Source organism: Ruegeria sp. CE12 (genome assembly GCF_056537525.1).
The window spans coordinates 68295-85285 of the sequence record NZ_JBQFRS010000003.1 but is presented as its reverse complement, the minus strand read 5'-3'; the positions used below and the strand labels follow the sequence as shown (position 1 = coordinate 85285).

Genomic DNA, 16991 nt, shown 5'->3' with positions numbered 1-16991 from the left:
AACATGAATTGGAAAGGCGCGGGAAGAATCTGAACCTCGCTAGTGTTTCTGAATGTAACCGTGTAGTGCCCACCAGTAATTATGGTCCCGAGGGTGCGGTCCGCGTGATCGAGTGAACTGTCGACCCGGCAGGTCAAACCCAAGTTCGCCGGTAATATCTAACAATCCGCGCATCTATCACGGACGTTTCAAAAAACTCGTACTGCATAGTGGGCACATGGACCGCGTATTTTGGGATAGAGTGAAAACAAGGCTTCAATATCATTTGAGCAATATGTTTCGATCCAACCAAAGATCATTGTGGGCTTCGGATAAGCAATTGGCGACCCCAGCGTATAAACCCGGATCGTCTATTTACGCGGCATCGTAACTTTTTGCAGCCTTGAGTGTCTTTTTCCCGGAGATAGACTTCCCGTCTCAAACTAAAATCGAAAAATGTGAGAGAGATAAGATTGTGAACGTCGTGTCGCTCTTACAGGTTGCGAAATAATACTGATCATGCTTGTTATGAAATAACATAATAGAAATAAGGATGTCCAAGTGGACAACATTTCATTCTCCCCCCGCCATTCGGTTGAGGAAGTAGAAGAGGGCACGGCGCTGTCGCCCAAATTCGGCGCTGATGGGCTTATGCCCTGTATCACCACCGATGCCGAAAGCGGTGAAGTTTTGATGTTGGGCTGGATGAACGCTGATGCTCTGCGGCTGACTCTTGAAACTGGTGAGGCACATTACTTCAGCCGTGCTCGTCAGGTGCCTTGGCACAAAGGCGCAACATCTGGACTCATTCAACGGGTCGTGGAAGCGCGCATTGATGACGATCAGGATGCCATCTGGCTCCGCGTGTCGGTCGCTGGATCTGGCGCATCTTGTCACGTGGGGTATCGGTCCTGTTTCTATCGGGCCATTCCGACAGAGGGCGATGCGGGCACATCGCTGGTTTTCACGGAAGATAGAAAGACATTTGACCCCACAGCGGTCTACGGCGATGCGCCAAATCCGACACAGCTGTGAGCTTTGCGGGTCAGATCAAAGGAAGGGCGGCCACGCTTTGGCATGTCCAACGAGTAAAGAAACTGGTTCGAGAATGGATCGAGATTGGACCGCTAACTCTGATTACCGTTGTTGAAGTGGAATGTGATGACCCCAATTGCCCTGGACCCGCCACTCACGTCACCATTCTGAACCCTGTCGGAACCCGTTGGAGCTTTGTTGTTCACAAACCAGTTTGCGCGGTCGGAGTTGCCGACGTTAAGTCAACTCTTGCCGCTTTAAATCAAGTTTCGGGAAGTACGCATCAGTAACCTCAGCACGCAATCGCTAGTCAACTTCAAAGACATATCCCGTGGGGAAAGTAGGAGACGATCGCTTTAAGCTAGGGCGAACCGTTGTGACTCTTGGCGGATGGCAAGAACCCAGTTTGTTCAAACTGGTTTTCGGTCTGCACCTTCGGAGTGCGTGGCACCTGCAAGGTTAAGAAGGCCGCTGGAGAGGCTCCCATGGTTCACAATGGCGGTTCTCAGAAGGCGATATCGAGGCGGGTAACTTTCTGACATGTTGTTCGAACCCCATCAGCAAGGTCGAAGTCGAGGTTTCTCTGATTGGTATCAAATTCGAAACCGCAGTTTAGCTGACACCAGCTGCGGTTTCGATGCGTTGACTATGTCCGCCGCAGAACGCGGGCCAGATCGGGCCGCCGGAAGTCCGGCCCTTTCAGTACTTTGCCGTCCTCGCGGAGTACGGGCCGTCCATCGGCCCCGAGTTTGGACATGTTTGAGGCATGAACCTCATCCATCGCTTCCTGCTTGAAGCCGTGCAGGCCAAACTCGAGAAACGTTCCGTCAAGCACGTATTGAATGTCGCAAAGCGCATCCAGAACTTCAATCATATCACCAGCCTCGACTGCAGTACGCAGCTCGGCCACTTCCTCTTCGAGGATCGCGAGCCGCATCTGCGCGCGCTCATTGGGAATCGACGGGGCGTCAACGACCGGTACGTCGAACGCCTCGTGCCATTCCTTTACGATTGCTAACGTGTCTTTCGGCATCAGAAGTCCCAATCCTCGTCTTCAGTGGCGACAGCCTTGCCAATGACATAAGACGAGCCTGAGCCCGAAAAGAAGTCGTGGTTTTCACTGTCGGGGCTAAGTGCCGCCAGAATGGCCGGGTTCACTTCGGAGACTTCGGGCGGGAACAGGGCTTCGAAACCCAGGTTCTGCAACGCCTTGTTGGCATTGTAATGCAGGAACACTTTCACATCCTCGGTCAGGCCGATCTCGTCATACAGCTCTTCGGTGTACTGGTTTTCGATGCCGTAGAGTTCGAACATCAGACCAAAGGCATAGTCCTTCAGCTCCTGCTGTTCCACCTCGGACAGCTTCTCATACCCGCGCTGGAACTTATACCCGATGTAATAACCATGGACCGCCTCATCCCGGATAATCAGCCGGATCAGGTCGGCGGTGTTGGTCAGCTTTGCACGGCTGGACCAATACATTGGAAGGTAGAAGCCGGAGTAAAACAGGAAGCTTTCCAGAAACACCGACGCGATCTTGCGTTTCAAAGGATCGTTTCCGGGCGCGTAGGTGTTCAGGATCGCCTCGGCCTTGGCCTGCAGATGCGGGTTTTCTTCGGACCAGCGGAACGCCTCGTCGATTTCCTTGGTCGAACAGAGCGTTGAGAAGATCGAAGAATAGCTTCGCGCATGCACCGCCTCCATGAAGGCGATGTTGGTCAGTACGGCCTCTTCATGCGGAGTGACGGCATCGGGCATCAGGGCAGGGGCGCCGACCGTGTTCTGGATCGTGTCCAGCAGGGTCAGGCCGGTGAAGACACGAATAGTCAGTTGCTTTTCGTGGTCGGTCAGGGTGGCCCAGCTTTGGATATCGTTGGACAGAGGCACCTTCTCGGGCAGCCAGAAATTCACCGTTAGACGGTTCCAGACCTCAAGGTCCTTGTCATCCTCGAGCCGGTTCCAGTTGATGGCGCGGGGGATATTGGTTTGGATCATATCTTTCATATCGTTTCCCCTTACAACGAGCAGGATACGCAGCCCTGCACCTCGGTCCCTTCAAGGGCCTCCTGGCGCAGACGCACGTAGTAGATGGTTTTGATGCCTTTCTTCCATGCGTAGATCTGAGCGCGGTTGATATCGCGGGTCGTGGCCTCGGCCGGGAAGAACAGGGTCAGCGACAGGCCCTGATCCACATGTTCGGTCGCCGCCGCATAAGTGTCGATCAACGCTTCGGGGCCGATCTCATAGGCATCGCGGTAGTATTCGAGGTTGTCATTGTTCATGAACGCAGCTGGGTAGTAGACGCGGCCGATCTTGCCCTCTTTGCGGATTTCGATCTTGGACACGATCGGGTGAATCGAAGAGGTCGAGTTGTTGATATAGCTGATCGACCCGGTCGGCGGCACCGCCTGAAGGTTGCGGTTATAGAGGCCATGCTTCATCACATCAGCCTTCAGCGCCACCCAGTCATCACGCGTGGGTAGGGTCATGCCGTCAAACAACGCCTTCACCCGATCACTTTCAGGCAGCCAGTCGCGGGTGGTGTATTTGTCGAAGAAGGTGCCTGAGGCATAGTCAGAGTCCTCGAACCCCTTGAACGATGTCTTGCGCTCCTGCGCCAGATCGCAGGAGGTGCGAATGGCGTGATAGGCCACGGTGGCAAAATAAACGGATGTGAATTCAACACCTTCGGGCGAGCCATAGTGGATATGTTCGCGCGCTAGAAATCCGTGCAGGTTCATCTGACCCAGACCAATCGCGTGGCTTTCATCGTTGCCACGGCGCACAGACGGTACCGAGTCAATTGCCGACATCTCGGACACCGCCGTCAGCGCCCGGATCGCGGCTCCGACGGTACGACCCAGATCGCCGCCATCCATCGCTTTGGCGATGTTCAGCGAACCGAGATTGCACGAGATATCCGTCCCCAGATAGGAGTAGCTGAGGTCATCGTTGAACTCGGACGCCTCATTGACCTGCAGAATCTCTGAGCACAGGTTCGACATGTTGATCCGGCCCGCGATAGGGTTCATCCGGTTCACCGTGTCTTCGAACATCACGTAGGGGTAACCGGATTCGAACTGAATCTCAGCAATGGTCTGGAAGAATTCCCGCGCGTTGACTTTGGATTTACGGATTCGCTTGTCATCGACCATCTCGTGATACTTCTCGGTCACCGAGATTTCCGAGAGCGGCACGCCATAGACCTTTTCCACGTCATGGGGCGAGAACAGGTACATATCGGCGTTCTTCTTCGCCAGTTCGAAAGTGATGTCAGGGATCACCACGCCAAGGCTCAGCGTCTTGATGCGGATTTTCTCGTCCGCGTTTTCGCGCTTGGTGTCGAGGAAGCGCATGATGTCCGGGTGATGCGCGTTCAGATAGACGGCCCCAGCGCCCTGACGCGCGCCCAGCTGGTTGGCGTAGGAGAAACTATCTTCCAGAAGTTTCATCACCGGTATTACGCCCGAGGACTGGTTTTCAATGCCCTTAATCGGCGCGCCATGTTCGCGAATGTTTGTCAGCAGCAGCGCAACACCTCCGCCGCGCTTGGACAGTTGCAGGGCCGAGTTGATGCCGCGACCGATGCTCTCCATGTTGTCCTCAAGCCGCAGCAGGAAGCATGAAATCAGCTCACCACGTGAGGCTTTGCCTGCGTTCAGGAAAGTCGGTGTGGCAGGTTGGAAGCGGCCTTCGAGGATCTCTTCCATGAAAGACATGGCCAGCGCCTCATCTCCGCGCGCCAGCGCCAGAGCGGTCATGACGACGCGGTCTTCGTAGCGTTCAAGATAGCGCTGCCCATCTCGGGTTTTCAGCGTGTACGAAGTGTAATACTTGAACGCGCCCAGAAAGGTCGGGAAACGGAACTTCTTGGCATAGGCCGCATCCCAGATCTTGCGCATGAAGTTCTTGGAATACTGGTCCAGCACGGCCTCTTCATAGTAGCCTTCGGACACCAGGTATCCCAGCTTTTCGTCCAGCGAATGGAAGAACACGGTATTCTGGTTCACGTGCTGCAGGAAATACTGCCGCGCGGCCATGCGGTCCGCGTCAAAGCGGATCTTCCCCTCACCATCATAGAGGTTCAGCATCGCGTTCAGCGCGTGATAGTCCTGCTCGTTTACGCTGCTGTCGAGCATTGGTGTCTCCCTAATTTTTCCAGCCCTGCGCGGACGCGGGCGATGTCTGTGTCAGTGCCCGCCAGCTCGAACGAATACAGCAGCGGCACTTTGCATTTCTGGGCGATGATGCGACCAGCCAAGGCGTATGTCGCACCAAAGTTACGGTTGCCTGTACCGATCACCCCGATGATCCCGGCGCGGCGGGCCGGGTCGTTCAAAAAGCGGATCACCTGTTTCGGAACCGCCCCGCGTCCTTCGCCGTCGGAATAGGTCGGGCAGATCAGAACATAAGGATCTTCAGGGTCCGGCAGCGGGTCCATCCCAGTTGGAATGCGGAAAGAGGTCAGGCCCAGCCGCGAGATAAAGCGGTGGGTGTTTCCGGATTTCGATGAGAAATAGACCAGCGCCGGGATCGGCGCAGTCATAGATCAAACCAGTTGGGCGATCATGTCCGGGCGAAAGCCCGACCAGTGGTCACTGCCGGCCACAACGACTGGTGCCTGGCGATAGCCCAGCTCGGTCACATGGGTCATGGCGCTGTCGTCCTGCGTCAGGTCCACGACATCATAATTGATGCCTTTTGCATCCAGCGCTCGGGTGGTCGCGGTGCATTGTACGCAGGCGGGTTTGGAATATACGGTAATGCTCATTTATCCTCTGTCCTTTTAATCAAAGCCGAGGACGCCATGGGCAAACAGGCCCGTCAAACGCCCCCGAACCCTCCGTTCGTGGTTATCATTCGAGCTTGCGGCAGGTCTCCTGGCTCGCGGATCATCGTTCGGTCTGGCCTTCCCAAAAGCGTGCTTTCAGTGGCGTGTTCAGCCGAACTCTCCGCTCACAGTTGCGGGGGCAGCGCCGGTTTTTCACCGGTTTCCCTCTTAGCTTTCGACAGGAATCGAAAGAACCGAAGCAACACTATATTGGGTTTCACCAGGGCAAGTTGTCAATATATAGAGTGAAGTGTGGCGAACTTCTTTGTCCGCTCGTGCAGGTTCTGGCAAAATACCAGCGATCAGCAAGCACGTACTCTTGTCGAATCAACTTTGCTTGTGTTTTTTCGCCGTGATGGTTCCTTGAGGTGATTGCCGCAAGGATAAAAGGGAATTCGGTGCGGACGTTTGTCCAAATCCGAAACTGCCCCCGCAACTGTAAGCGGTGAGCAACCCGTCAGAGCCACTGGATCGCCCAAGATCCGGGAAGGGACGGCAAGCTTTGATCCGCAAGTCAGGAGACCTGCCATCATCTGGATGTAACCAACCGGGCGGAGGGCCCGAGGAGGATGAGATGATGGATATCTTCGGGCCAGTGCATTGTGCCGACCTGCCTCCTGTTTCGGGGCAGAGATGGACGCATTTATCTATTTGATTTCGGCAAATTACGTCAGCCAATCCCGGTTCTGCCACCTTGCAAACGCTCTGATTGAGGCCGCGCCTACAGAAGCCCGCGCTGTCAGGTTGGAGGCATCCGGTGATGGGCTTTGGCATGCTCTAGATGATCTCACGGAGCAGGGAGCCAAGCGCATCGAGTTGCGTCCAATTGGCTTGCCGTTTTCCCAGAGCCTCGAAAACTGGTTGCCAAATGCGGCAGCAAGCTGGTTGCACAGGCGGACAAAAAACACACCCAAGCTGTTCTTCGCCAAACCGCTGCAAATGGATTCAGACGTCATTCGGGCTGCCGCAAATGCAGATGTTCTGCTGAAACCGATTAGGCCGAAACCTTCCGGTGAGCTCGGCAAAGGGTGGGACAGCCCTCCTGCCTTTCGCCACCATCTACTCGTTTGTGCAGGCCCGCGATGTCACCTGAAAGACGCCCCCAATCTGGTGGATGCGCTCAAAAAAGAAATCGGCCATGCAGGTAAAAGTTCTGAATGTCTGGTGACCACAACCGGCTGCCTGTTTCCCAGTAATGCCGGGCCAGTGATCGTCCACTATCCACACGGCGATTGGTATCGCGTGGAGAGCCTGGACGACATCCGGACCTTTGTTTCTCAGGCGCTTTGCGCCGGAACCACTCCTCGATCACTGCTTATTCATCAAACAGGAGATACCCATGAACCTGCTTAAATTCATCATGCCGCTTGGATTTGTCGCGGCTACAGCCCAGGCCGATCCGGTCACCGTACAAAGCTGCGGGATCGATTACACCTTCGACAAGGCGCCAACACGGGCGATTACCCTGAACCAGCAAGCGACCGAAGTGATGCTGGCGCTTGGGCTTGAAGGTTCGATGGTTGGTACCGCTTATCTGGACGATGAAATGCCAGCCCAGTGGAAAGCGGCGTTTGAGTCCGTCCCGGTCCTGGCCGAGAAATACCCGGCTGGAGAGGTGGTACTGGCCAATGAGCCGGATTTTCTGTTCGCGGGTTTTGGGTCCGCATTTTCCGAAGACAATCTTGGATCAGCGCAGAAATGGCATGATCTGGCAATCGGTACCTACCTGGTTGACGCATCCTGCAAGGAAGCGCATCCGAAGGATGTACCTTTGACCATCGAACCGATCCTGAACGACATCGAAAAGATCGGGCAGATTTTCGATGTTGAAGATCGCGCGGGCAAGCTGATCGCTGAGACCCGTGTGCGTATCGAGGCGGTTCAGACTGACCCGGAAGGGGCTGGCCGTACGGCGTTTATCTACGACAGTGGCGATGAGACACCTTACTCGATCGGTTGCTGCGGAGGGCCTGCTTTGGTCGCAAGAACCGCCGGGCTGAAAAGCATCAGTGACGATGTCGAAGGCACATGGGTCGATCTGGCATGGGAACGCGTGGTCGAGGCAGACCCCGATGTGATCCTGCTGATCGACGCGGGCTGGTCTTCGGCGGACGAAAAGCGTGCTTATATGGAAAGCGATCCGGTCTTGTCCGAATTGACCGCTGTTAAAGAGGGTCGCTTCGTCACAGTTCCGTTCTCTGAAACCCTTCTCGGGATGCGTTTTGCCGATGGTGTTGAGAACCTGAACGCCCAACTGGCGGAACTCGAGTAAATGCAATCCCGGTTCCTGGTCCTGTTTCCCACGGCTATGGTCGTAATGGTGCTTGTCGCCATTGCGGGCATTCTGTGGGGGACAGCCGACATAAGCTGGTCGGATCGTGTAGCCATTCTGATGCGCAATGAGGATGCCCCGCGGGGGCTGTCCCTGATTGTGTGGCAGTGGCGCATCCCGCGCGTATTGGCAGTTGGACTGATCGGGGCCGGGCTCGCCCTTGCTGGCGCTTTGATGCAAACGGCCCTGCGCAACCCGATGGCAGACCCCTATCTGATGGGTCTGTCATCCGGTGCTTCTGCGGCAGCGGTCGCGGCGATCATCTGGTTGCCGTCCGAAGTGACCGAAACCGTCGGTGTCCCCCTGATCGCGTTTTCAGGTGCAGCGCTGGCGTTTCTGATGACGCTTGGACTGTCTCAGCAACGTGGGCGTCAGCTTGATCCGCTGATTGTTATACTGGCGGGCGTTGCAGTCTCGCTGATGTTCCAGTCGGTGACGGCCTTTTTCCTATATATTGGGGACCCACATGTTACCCGTAACGCTCTGGGCTGGCTCATGGGTACGGCGGCGGGCACAGAGTGGCGAGAGTTGCCCTTGCTTGCGCTGGCACTTGTGGTGATTGCTGGCATGTTCCTGATGCGCGCAAATGCTCTGGACGCGACCTTGTTGGGGGAAGAGCGCGCTCAGGCACTGGGAATTCGCACAGGGCGTCTGCGTGTCATGATATTCGTGGCAACGGTTGTGCTGACCGGTTTGGCGGTTTCCGTCGCCGGTATCGTCGGCTTTATCGGCCTGATTGTGCCACATATGGCGCGGCTGTTGGTTGGTGCGCGGCACAAGGTTCTACTACCCCTGTCGATGGTGCTGGGGGCGATTGTTTTGATTGCTGTCGACCTTCTATGTAGAACCCTGCTGGCGCCCGAGGAACTGCCGCTTGGTGTGCTCCTGGCGCTGTTTGCGGCACCGCCTTTTATCCTGATACTGAGAGGGTTGCGCCGTGCAGTCTGATCCCGCACTCGATATCCGCAACCTGTCGGTTGACGTCGGTGGCAGGCCATATGTTCAGGGCGTTTCTCTGGCCGTCCCCAAAGGAGAGGTGCATTGTTTGCTTGGTCCTAACGGGGCGGGTAAGACCACTGTTCTTCGTACGATCTACCGCGCTGAGTGCCCTGCAGCAGGTGAAATCGCTGCAGATGGTCGCGATATTGAAGACTATGCCTATCACGAATGGGCGCGGAAATGCGGTGCGTTGGTGCAAAGCTCTGGTTTGCTGGCCGGGTTGACCCCATCGGATATCATTGAAATTGGTCTGTCCGCTCTTGGCCTGGACGGAGTTGATCTGGTTCTATGCAGAGATGAAGCACTTAAGCTGGTGGGGCTAATCCAAAAGCGGAACCAGCCTGCCGATCGCCTGTCTGGCGGAGAACTTCAGCGGTGTTACTTTGCTCAGTTGCTGGCCTGTGACCCGGAAATCTACATTCTGGATGAGCCGACCAACCATCTTGATCTCCACTACCAATTGGTGCTGTTGAACGAGGTTAAACGGCGAGGCCGGACGGTTCTTATGACCCTGCATGATTTGAATTTAGTGGCACGATATTGCGATCATGTGCATTTGATGAGCAACGGAATCATCGTCGACCAAGGAAAACCGGCAGATGTCCTGTCACGCCAGAACCTGATGGAGCATTTTTTGGTCGACGCACATCTCAACATGCAGTCTTTGGTGATCAATGGTCCGGTGATGAGGTAGTTGTTAGTTTGCTCATCATTGAAGCAGACCGGGTTGGGTCAGAAAGGTCCCGATTTTGATATGAAGGTTTATCTCGATGAGAGGTGGGGCAACTGGGTGTGAAACACAAACCGCTTCATCGGGATCGGAACGAGACCGGCTCGGCGTGACGAAAAAGTTGCCCATTGCTGTCGGTTCAAATGAATTTCGTGCGCGCGTACGATGCTGTCATCGTGTTGATTTAAAGATGGAGATTATCCACTTCCTAAGCGCCTGTTAGGAAACTGGTCCCAAATCTCACTCAAGTAAGAGGGCACCGCTTAGGTCAAAGTGTTTGGGGAACATTGCCTGCAGAAATCGAAAAACAATTCTCATTGCCTCGGTGCGATCAAATGAATCCGGGTGGAGCAGATAGTCGGTCCACATGCCTTCCAACATGGCGAGTGTGCCGTGGGTTGCATCCCGTGCAACCTGATTGGCATGTTCGATTTCGGCTTCTTTCGCAATTCGCGCGAATGCATTGAAGACCAGATTCCGAAGCTTTGCATCGCGTGTATCTGAAAAGGCTGCTATCGCTGCTCTGTTTCGGGCTTCCCCGCGAAATGCGTACCAAATTGAAACGTTCTTTTTGTTGAGGATGGCTTCACTTAAGTCTCCTCTGACGATCATCTCAATGTGTTCTTGACCCGTTTGTCCGGTTGTTTCCAGCAGGGCATATATACCGTTGTAATACTGCTCGGACGAGTGCCGGGCAGCCTCGTCAACAAGGTTGTCCTTGCCGCCAAAATGTAGGTGGATCATGCCGCGGGACAGGTCGGCGCGTTGAATAATTTCGCTGACTGACGTCTCGGAGATTCCTTTTTCCGCAACTGAGTCGAGCACGGCCTCGATAAGAGTAAGGCGATTTCGTTCACGTATCTGTTGGCGTTTTCCAGTCATTTCTTCCGGTGATCTTGTTTGTTTTCAGCCTCTTGCAGCGCGTTCTAGCGTCTCTTGGCAGTTTGGCCAGTGCCGCTTGTGAAAATATCAGTTGACACAGCTTACCTGAAAACTCCAGATTTAAATGGACGATTGTCCATTTTGTGATCGAGATCACCGCGCCACCGAAAGTTAAGTCAGCAGGGAAGCATGGCTGGAGTCATAAGAAGTGAGACGGGCAAAGGCCTTGCACTAAGCGCGCCTGCGACGCTTTACGTTGGCTTGCTGGTTGCCGTCCCGCTTTGCATTTTGGTTGCCTATAGTTTTTGGACGCAAAACTACGTTGAAATTGATCGAACGCTGACCTGGGCAAATTATCAGGAAGCACTTACTGATCCGCTGGTGCGCCACCTGATGATCCGTTCAATAGTCATTGCGGGTGCTGTGACGCTTGCAACGGTTTGTTTGGCGTATCCTATCGCCTATTTCATAGCGTTCAGGACGCAGAAGAAAACGCTGTGGCTTTTGCTGATCACCATTCCGTTCTGGAGCAGCTATCTGCTGCGCGTATTCAGCTGGAAACTGATCCTCGGCTTTAATGGTGTGATGAATTCGGCCCTGATTTCTCTGGGCCTGATTCAGGAGCCACTGACTTTTCTTCTGTATAATGAGTTTGCCGTGGTTCTCACCCTAGCACATGCATGGGCACCGTTTGCGATCCTGCCAATTTACGTTTCTTTGCAAAAGATTGATCGGAGCCTGCTGGAAGCGGCCACTGATCTGGGTTGCAGTAAATTGGAGCGGTTTGTCCGCGTGACGCTGCCTTTGACCGTGCCGGGGGTCATTGCAGCATGTTTAATAATCTTCATACCCACGGTTGGGGACTACGTCACTCCGGCTCTGGTCGGTGGCTCACAAGGCAAGATGGTCGCGAACCTGATACAGGTGCAGTTTGGCGCGGCTAATGACTGGCCACTCGGTGCAACTCTTTCACTTCTGGCGATGTTGTCTGTGGGCTGTGTGGCAATCCTTTTTGTGGTCATCGTCACGGCACTGGGCAGGAGGATCAGATGACCAAAGTTATCAGGTTTCCCTGGCTTCTTGTTTATGCTGTTGCGTATTTGGTGTTCCTCTATCTGCCAGTGCTGCTACTGCCGCTGTTTTCGTTCAACGATGGAACTATTGTGGCCTTCCCTCTCAAGGGGTTCACGTTGAAGTGGTACGCGCAACTTGGACAGCAGGATACGCTGCTGCAGGCGATGGTAAACTCGCTGATCGTCGGCAGCGTAACCGCTGTTATGGCAACTTCGCTGGGTCTGTTCGCAGCGCGTGCCTATGTCCGGTATCGGTTCAAGGGGCGGGAAGTGTCTGAAGGATTGGTCATGCTTCCGCTGGTCATTCCCGGCATCATTGTCGCCAGCTCAATGCTGGTTTTGTTCATCAGCATTGGACTGAAGCCCTCTCTGACCACCGTTATACTAGGCCATGTATTTGTGGCCTTGCCCTTCGCTGTATCGATCATGAAATCCGCCTTTGATGATTTCGACCAGTCGTTGGAAGAGGCCGCCTTTGACCTTGGAGAAAGCGTTGTGGGTACGTTTCGGCGGGTCACTCTGCCCATTGTTGCACCCGGCATAATCGCCAGCCTTCTGGTCACCTTTACCGTGTCGTTTGACGAATTCGTTCTGGCCTTTTTCCTGTCCGGAAACAGCCCGACGCTGCCGGTCTATATCTGGAGCCAGATCCGCTTCCCGGCAAAACTGCCCAACACGTTGGCATTGGGGTCTCTGCTTCTGATGTCCTCGGTCCTGCTGCTGTTGATTGCCGAGTATTTCCGCCGCCGTTCCACCCAGTCCTCGGATTGAAGCCAAAGGAAATGAACAAGATGAGCGAACAGAACATCATCGAAATTCAGGGTGTTGAAAAACGCTTTGGGTCCTTTGTGGCTGTGTCTGATCTGAACCTAACCTTGAAAGAGGGTGAGTTTTTTTCGCTGCTTGGGCCGTCGGGCTGCGGCAAGACTACGGCTCTCCGTATCATCGCAGGGTTTCAGGATCACGAAGAAGGGGAGATCCGGATTGATGGGCGCATAATGGGCGAGGTGCCTGCCAACAAACGCCCCACCAATATGGTGTTTCAAAGTTACGCGATCTTTCCTCACCTGAATGTTGGCGACAATGTCGGGTTCGGTTTGCGCAAGACAAAGCTCTCGCGCAAGGAAATCAAGGAGCGCGTTGCCGAAGCGCTTGAGATGGTCGAGCTTGGAGGCTTGCAGGACCGCAAGGCCAATGAGTTGTCGGGCGGTCAGCGTCAACGCGTGGCGCTCGCTCGTGCGTTGGTTATGCGGCCGAAAGTGCTGCTGTTGGATGAGCCTCTTTCCGCGCTGGACAAGAACTTGCGCGAAGCCATGCAGCTGGAAATGCGCCGTCTGCAGCAAAAGCTTGGAATTACTTTCGTCATGGTCACTCATGACCAATACGAGGCGATGACCATGTCCGATCGCATAGGTGTCATGTTTGCTGGGCAACTCAAGCAGGTCGACAAGCCCGAAGTTCTGTATTCCCAACCGTGCAACCGGGAGGTGGCGTCTTTCATCGGCGGGATGAACTTTCTGGATGCCGAGGTAACGGCTGAAAATTCTGAAACGCTGGAGGTAACTGTTCAGGGGTTTGGGCAGATGACGATTGGGGTGAATCCAAACGTTCAGATGCATGACAGGAAACTTCTTGTCGGCGTTCGGCCCGAGCAATTGGAGATCAGCGCAGATAAACCGGATGGCTACGATGCTCTTGTTCAGGGCGAGGTGTCGGACGTCGCCTTCTATGGTGAGAGCGTCCACTACTATGTGCGTGTCGATGGTCTGAAGGACAGCATCGCCGTCGCAGTACCGAACTACTTTCACACAGTCGATCACAGCCGGGGCGATACCGTCTGGCTTGGCGTTCAAAGCGCCTCGGTGATCGATCTGGGTAAACGTGAGTCATGAATCTGTGGGAGGAGACAAATGAATAAAACAGCATCACTTACGGCAGCAGTGGTTGCCACCTTTACGGCCAGCCAGGCTTTGGCCAACGCAGCTGATCTGACCGTTTTTGACTGGTCGGGATATGAGGATCAGGGCTTTTACGGCGACTATGTCGAAAAGTACGGCGGCCCGCCCAGCTACACTTATTTCGGCAGCGTAGAAGAAGCGTTCACCAAGCTTCAGTCCGGGTTTGAAGCCGATTTGGCCCACCCCTGCACGGACGCCCTCAGGAAATGGGTGGCGGCAGACATGATCAAGCCGATCGACACCAGTAAGCTGGAGAATTGGGACAAGCTGATGCCCAAGATCAAAGAGGTCGATGGCATCACAATCGACGGGCAGACCTACATGGTGCCTTTCGAATGGGGCAACACCGGCCTTATCTATCGCACCGATATGATCTCGGCTGACGATGTATCGCTGCAATTGCTGATGGATCCAGCCTATCAGGGCAAGGTTGCTATTCCGGACGCCGCCTCCAGCGCGTTTGCCATGGCCGCACTGGCGACCGGTGCTTCCAGCTACACGGATATGAGCGATAAAGAATTCCAGAAAGCCGCAGACTACCTACGCGCGATTCATCCAAATGTGCGCTTTTATTGGTCTGACGCAGGGCAGCTGGATCAGGCAATTGCCAGTGGAGAAGTGACACTCGGTTGGGGTTGGAACCAATCGGAGCTGAACCTGATCTGGAACGAAACCCCCGCAGTTATGATGCGTGATGTTGACAAGGGCATCGCCACCTGGGTTTGCGGCTATGTGCATCTGAAATCTGCCAAACAGTCGGATGAACAGGTCTATGACATGTTGAACGCACTGAGTTCGGCTGCCAGCGGCAAGTACATCATCGAAAGCTGGGGATACGCTCACGCCAATGAGGATGCGTTTGCGCAGGCCGATCCGGCACTAATCGAAACCTATGGGTTTTCAGACGTGGACAGCTTCTTTGAAGGAAGCCTCTTCTTTGACGCGGTAAACCCCGAGCTGGAAGCCAAGATGCTGAAAGAATTCGAACGTATCAAAGCGGGCTTCTAAGGGCACCTTAACGACAAAACCGGGAATGGTGGGAGCGCAGAGTTTCTTCCATTCCCTCGAAACGATTTCCGAATTTCTGGAGGATGCGCGGCAATGTCAGGCGCTGACGGATACTCTGTTCTCTTCGAACCGGTTCAGATCGGGCCAGTGACGGCCCGAAACCGGTTCTATCAGGTTCCCCACTGCAACGGTTTGGGGCATTTACGACCTCAGGCCGAAGCGGCCATGCGGGCGATGAAGGCCGAAGGTGGTTGGGCTGTTGTGTCTAATCAAGAGACGGAGATTCACCCTACGTCTGACCTGTCCCCTTACGCTGAAAACCGGATTTGGGATGAGCGGGACGTTCCGGCGCTGCGCCTGATGACAGAAGCAGTACACGAGAAAGGGTCATTGGCGGCGATTGAACTGGCGCATAATGGTCATCATGCCCAAAACCACCTGAGCCGGGCGCCCCTGTTGGCACCATCAGAACTCGCCCTGCAGACCGCGTATCCCAAACAGGCTCGGGCTATGGACAAGTCTGATATTCGCGAGTTCCGTATGTGGCACCGCGCGGCAGCACGACGATCACGTGAGGCGGGTTTTGACATTGTGTATGTCTATGCCGGCCATCACATGACCCTGCCGCATCACTTTCTGCTGCCGCAGTTCAATGACCGGACGGATGAATACGGCGGCTCGTTAGAGAACCGAGTGCGGCTAACACGAGAACTTCTTGAAGAGACCAAAGAAGAAGTCGGAGATGATTGTGCCATAGCTCTTCGGTTTGCGGTTGATGAAATGCTCGGGCCCGATGGGATGCAAGCGCAGGAAGAAGGTCGTGCCGTCGTCGAATTGCTGGCAGAACTGCCAGATCTCTGGGATGTAAACGTCGCGGATTGGAGCAATGACTCCGCAACGACCCGCTTTGAACCTCGAGACGGATTTCAAACCTCATACATCGAATTCGTCAAACAGGTGACTTCCAAGCCAGTGGTGGGCGTCGGGCGCCTTACCTCTCCGGATTTGATGGTGTCATTGGTCAAAAAAGGCATTCTTGATTTTATCGGCGCGGCGCGACCATCCATTGCTGACCCGTTTCTTCCCAACAAAATCAAGGAAGGTCGCATCGAAGAAATCCGAGAGTGCATCGGCTGCAATATCTGCGTTTCATCCGACTCTTTGGGTGTCCCCATCCGGTGCACCCAAAATCCGACGATGGGCGAAGAGTGGCGGCGGAATTGGCATCCTGAGATCATAGAAAGCCGGGGGAAAGAGGAAACCGCGCTTGTTGTTGGCAGTGGTCCCGCGGGGCTTGAATGCGCCATGCAACTGGCGCGCCGGGGATATGAGGTAACTCTGGCGGAAACTAAGCAAGAGCTTGGCGGGCGTGTGTTGCAAGAATCCAGCCTGACCGGGCTATCCGCGTGGAAACGCGTTACTGATCACAGGGTTTTTGACCTTCAGCAACGCGGGAACGTGCAGCTGTTCACCGACAGTCGTTTGTCAGCAAACGAGGTTGTCGAGCTGGGCATTCCGAATGTGTTTGTGGCAACTGGTGCATCGTGGCGGCGAGATGGCCGCGGGAAGTCTGCGTTTCAGGGCATATCAGTTGGTTCCGGGTCTCAGATTTTTACTCCGGATGACATCATGTCAGGGGTAATGCCGGAGGGCGGTCCAATTTTGATCTATGATGATGATCAGGCCTACCTCGGTGGCGTATTGGCGGATCATTTGGCCCAGGCTGGACGTGAGGTCGTCTTTGTAACCCCGGCCTCATTGGTTTCGCCGTTTACTGAACTGACGTTGGAACAAGCCAGAGTACAACGTAGCCTGCTGCAAAAAGGCGTTCGACTGGTTCTGTCTCATACCTTGGACCGAGTGACGCCGAGTCAGGCGACTTTGCAATGTGTCTACACAGGACGAGAACAGACCAAAGGATGTGGTTCTGTGGTCTTAGTGACGCAGCGCGCGCGCGAAACCACCCTTTACGATGAGCTGCGAAGCTTGGCCGACAACCCGCTGACTACGTTGGAATTGATCGGAGATGCCGCAAACCCCGGCTTGATCGCGGACGCAGTATATTCGGGTCACATGGCTGCCCGGAACTTCGAACGCGATGCGGTCGCTATCGACCGCGAATTTTTCCGCCGGGAACTCGTTTCCCTTGAACCTGTGTGAGGTG

The 16991-nt window shown here is 54.7% G+C and carries 16 protein-coding genes, 1 pseudogene and 2 riboswitches; of the genes and pseudogenes, 11 read left to right on the top strand and 6 right to left on the bottom strand.

Annotation, left to right across the window (positions count from 1 at the left end; translation table 11 throughout):
• Positions 1-540: 540 nt before the first annotated feature.
• Positions 541-1014: a phosphoribosyl-AMP cyclohydrolase gene (hisI, locus tag ACR0IO_RS09085; RefSeq protein ID WP_480741008.1), complete on the top strand. Its 474-nt coding sequence runs from the start codon at positions 541-543 to the stop codon at positions 1012-1014.
• Positions 1015-1436: 422 nt separating this feature from the next.
• Positions 1437-1630, top strand: a pseudogene (locus tag ACR0IO_RS09080) (2Fe-2S iron-sulfur cluster-binding protein); the annotation flags it as partial.
• A 30-nt stretch (positions 1631-1660) separates the two neighbouring features.
• On the opposite strand, the gene ACR0IO_RS09075 reads toward ACR0IO_RS09080, so the two are convergent.
• Genes ACR0IO_RS09075 through nrdH form a run of 5 tightly spaced genes read right to left on the bottom strand, consistent with a single transcriptional unit; the run spans position 1661 to position 5785 of the window.
• Positions 1661-2047: a pyrophosphohydrolase domain-containing protein gene (locus ACR0IO_RS09075; protein ID WP_480741006.1), complete on the bottom strand. Its 387-nt coding sequence runs from the start codon at positions 2045-2047 to the stop codon at positions 1661-1663.
• On the bottom strand, positions 2047-3018 hold the full coding sequence (gene nrdF / locus ACR0IO_RS09070) for a class 1b ribonucleoside-diphosphate reductase subunit beta (protein WP_480741004.1): 972 nt from the start codon (positions 3016-3018) through the stop codon (positions 2047-2049). Before nrdF ends, ACR0IO_RS09075 begins: the two co-directional genes overlap by 1 nt.
• A gap of 11 nt (positions 3019-3029) precedes the next feature.
• Positions 3030-5153 carry a class 1b ribonucleoside-diphosphate reductase subunit alpha gene (nrdE, locus tag ACR0IO_RS09065; protein WP_480741002.1) on the bottom strand — a complete coding sequence of 708 codons (2124 nt, stop codon included), beginning with the start codon at positions 5151-5153 and terminating at the stop codon, positions 3030-3032.
• On the bottom strand, positions 5135-5548 hold the full coding sequence (gene nrdI / locus ACR0IO_RS09060) for a class Ib ribonucleoside-diphosphate reductase assembly flavoprotein NrdI (RefSeq protein ID WP_480741642.1): 414 nt from the start codon (positions 5546-5548) through the stop codon (positions 5135-5137). The genes nrdE and nrdI overlap by 19 nt, the downstream gene beginning before the upstream one ends.
• Positions 5549-5563: 15 nt before the next feature.
• Positions 5564-5785 carry a glutaredoxin-like protein NrdH gene (nrdH, locus tag ACR0IO_RS09055; RefSeq protein WP_155150352.1) on the bottom strand — a complete coding sequence of 74 codons (222 nt, stop codon included), beginning with the start codon at positions 5783-5785 and terminating at the stop codon, positions 5564-5566.
• A gap of 82 nt (positions 5786-5867) precedes the next feature.
• A riboswitch (cobalamin riboswitch) is annotated at positions 5868-6059 on the bottom strand.
• Between the two features lie 125 nt (positions 6060-6184).
• Positions 6185-6390: riboswitch (cobalamin riboswitch) on the top strand.
• An 88-nt stretch (positions 6391-6478) separates the two neighbouring features.
• On the opposite strand from nrdH, the gene ACR0IO_RS09050 reads away from it, so the two are divergent.
• From ACR0IO_RS09050 to ACR0IO_RS09035, 4 genes are read left to right on the top strand one after another with little or no spacing between them, the layout of a single operon-like run.
• Complete coding sequence (locus ACR0IO_RS09050) at positions 6479-7198, top strand: (2Fe-2S) ferredoxin domain-containing protein (RefSeq protein ID WP_480740998.1); 720 nt, start codon at positions 6479-6481, stop codon at positions 7196-7198.
• Positions 7185-8117, top strand: coding sequence for an ABC transporter substrate-binding protein (locus ACR0IO_RS09045; protein ID WP_480740996.1), 933 nt, complete (start codon positions 7185-7187; stop codon positions 8115-8117). Before ACR0IO_RS09050 ends, ACR0IO_RS09045 begins: the two co-directional genes overlap by 14 nt.
• Entirely contained in the window at positions 8118-9125 is a 1008-nt protein-coding gene (locus ACR0IO_RS09040) for a FecCD family ABC transporter permease (protein ID WP_480740994.1), read from the top strand. It begins immediately after the preceding gene.
• The gene (locus tag ACR0IO_RS09035) at positions 9115-9870 is read left to right on the top strand and encodes an ABC transporter ATP-binding protein (protein WP_480740992.1); all 756 of its coding nucleotides are present in this window, start codon (positions 9115-9117) and stop codon (positions 9868-9870) included. The genes ACR0IO_RS09040 and ACR0IO_RS09035 overlap by 11 nt, the downstream gene beginning before the upstream one ends.
• Before the next feature lie 276 nt (positions 9871-10146).
• Here the strand turns inward: ACR0IO_RS09035 and ACR0IO_RS09030 are convergent, their stop codons facing one another.
• The gene (locus ACR0IO_RS09030) at positions 10147-10788 is read right to left on the bottom strand and encodes a TetR family transcriptional regulator C-terminal domain-containing protein (protein WP_480740990.1); all 642 of its coding nucleotides are present in this window, start codon (positions 10786-10788) and stop codon (positions 10147-10149) included.
• Between the two features lie 189 nt (positions 10789-10977).
• On the opposite strand from ACR0IO_RS09030, the gene ACR0IO_RS09025 reads away from it, so the two are divergent.
• The 5 genes from ACR0IO_RS09025 (at position 10978) to ACR0IO_RS09005 (ending at position 16987) form a co-directional block, all read left to right on the top strand.
• A complete protein-coding gene (locus ACR0IO_RS09025) occupies positions 10978-11841 on the top strand; it encodes an ABC transporter permease (protein ID WP_170331949.1) in 864 nt (287 codons plus the stop codon).
• Positions 11838-12632, top strand: a complete 795-nt coding sequence (locus tag ACR0IO_RS09020; RefSeq protein ID WP_480740987.1) for an ABC transporter permease — start codon at positions 11838-11840, stop codon at positions 12630-12632. The genes ACR0IO_RS09025 and ACR0IO_RS09020 overlap by 4 nt, the downstream gene beginning before the upstream one ends.
• A gap of 20 nt (positions 12633-12652) precedes the next feature.
• The gene (locus ACR0IO_RS09015; RefSeq protein ID WP_480740985.1) at positions 12653-13753 is read left to right on the top strand and encodes an ABC transporter ATP-binding protein; all 1101 of its coding nucleotides are present in this window, start codon (positions 12653-12655) and stop codon (positions 13751-13753) included.
• An 18-nt stretch (positions 13754-13771) separates the two neighbouring features.
• Positions 13772-14827 carry an ABC transporter substrate-binding protein gene (locus ACR0IO_RS09010; RefSeq protein ID WP_480740983.1) on the top strand — a complete coding sequence of 352 codons (1056 nt, stop codon included), beginning with the start codon at positions 13772-13774 and terminating at the stop codon, positions 14825-14827.
• Between the two features lie 93 nt (positions 14828-14920).
• Positions 14921-16987, top strand: coding sequence for an oxidoreductase (locus tag ACR0IO_RS09005; protein ID WP_480740981.1), 2067 nt, complete (start codon positions 14921-14923; stop codon positions 16985-16987).
• Positions 16988-16991 lie beyond the last annotated feature (4 nt).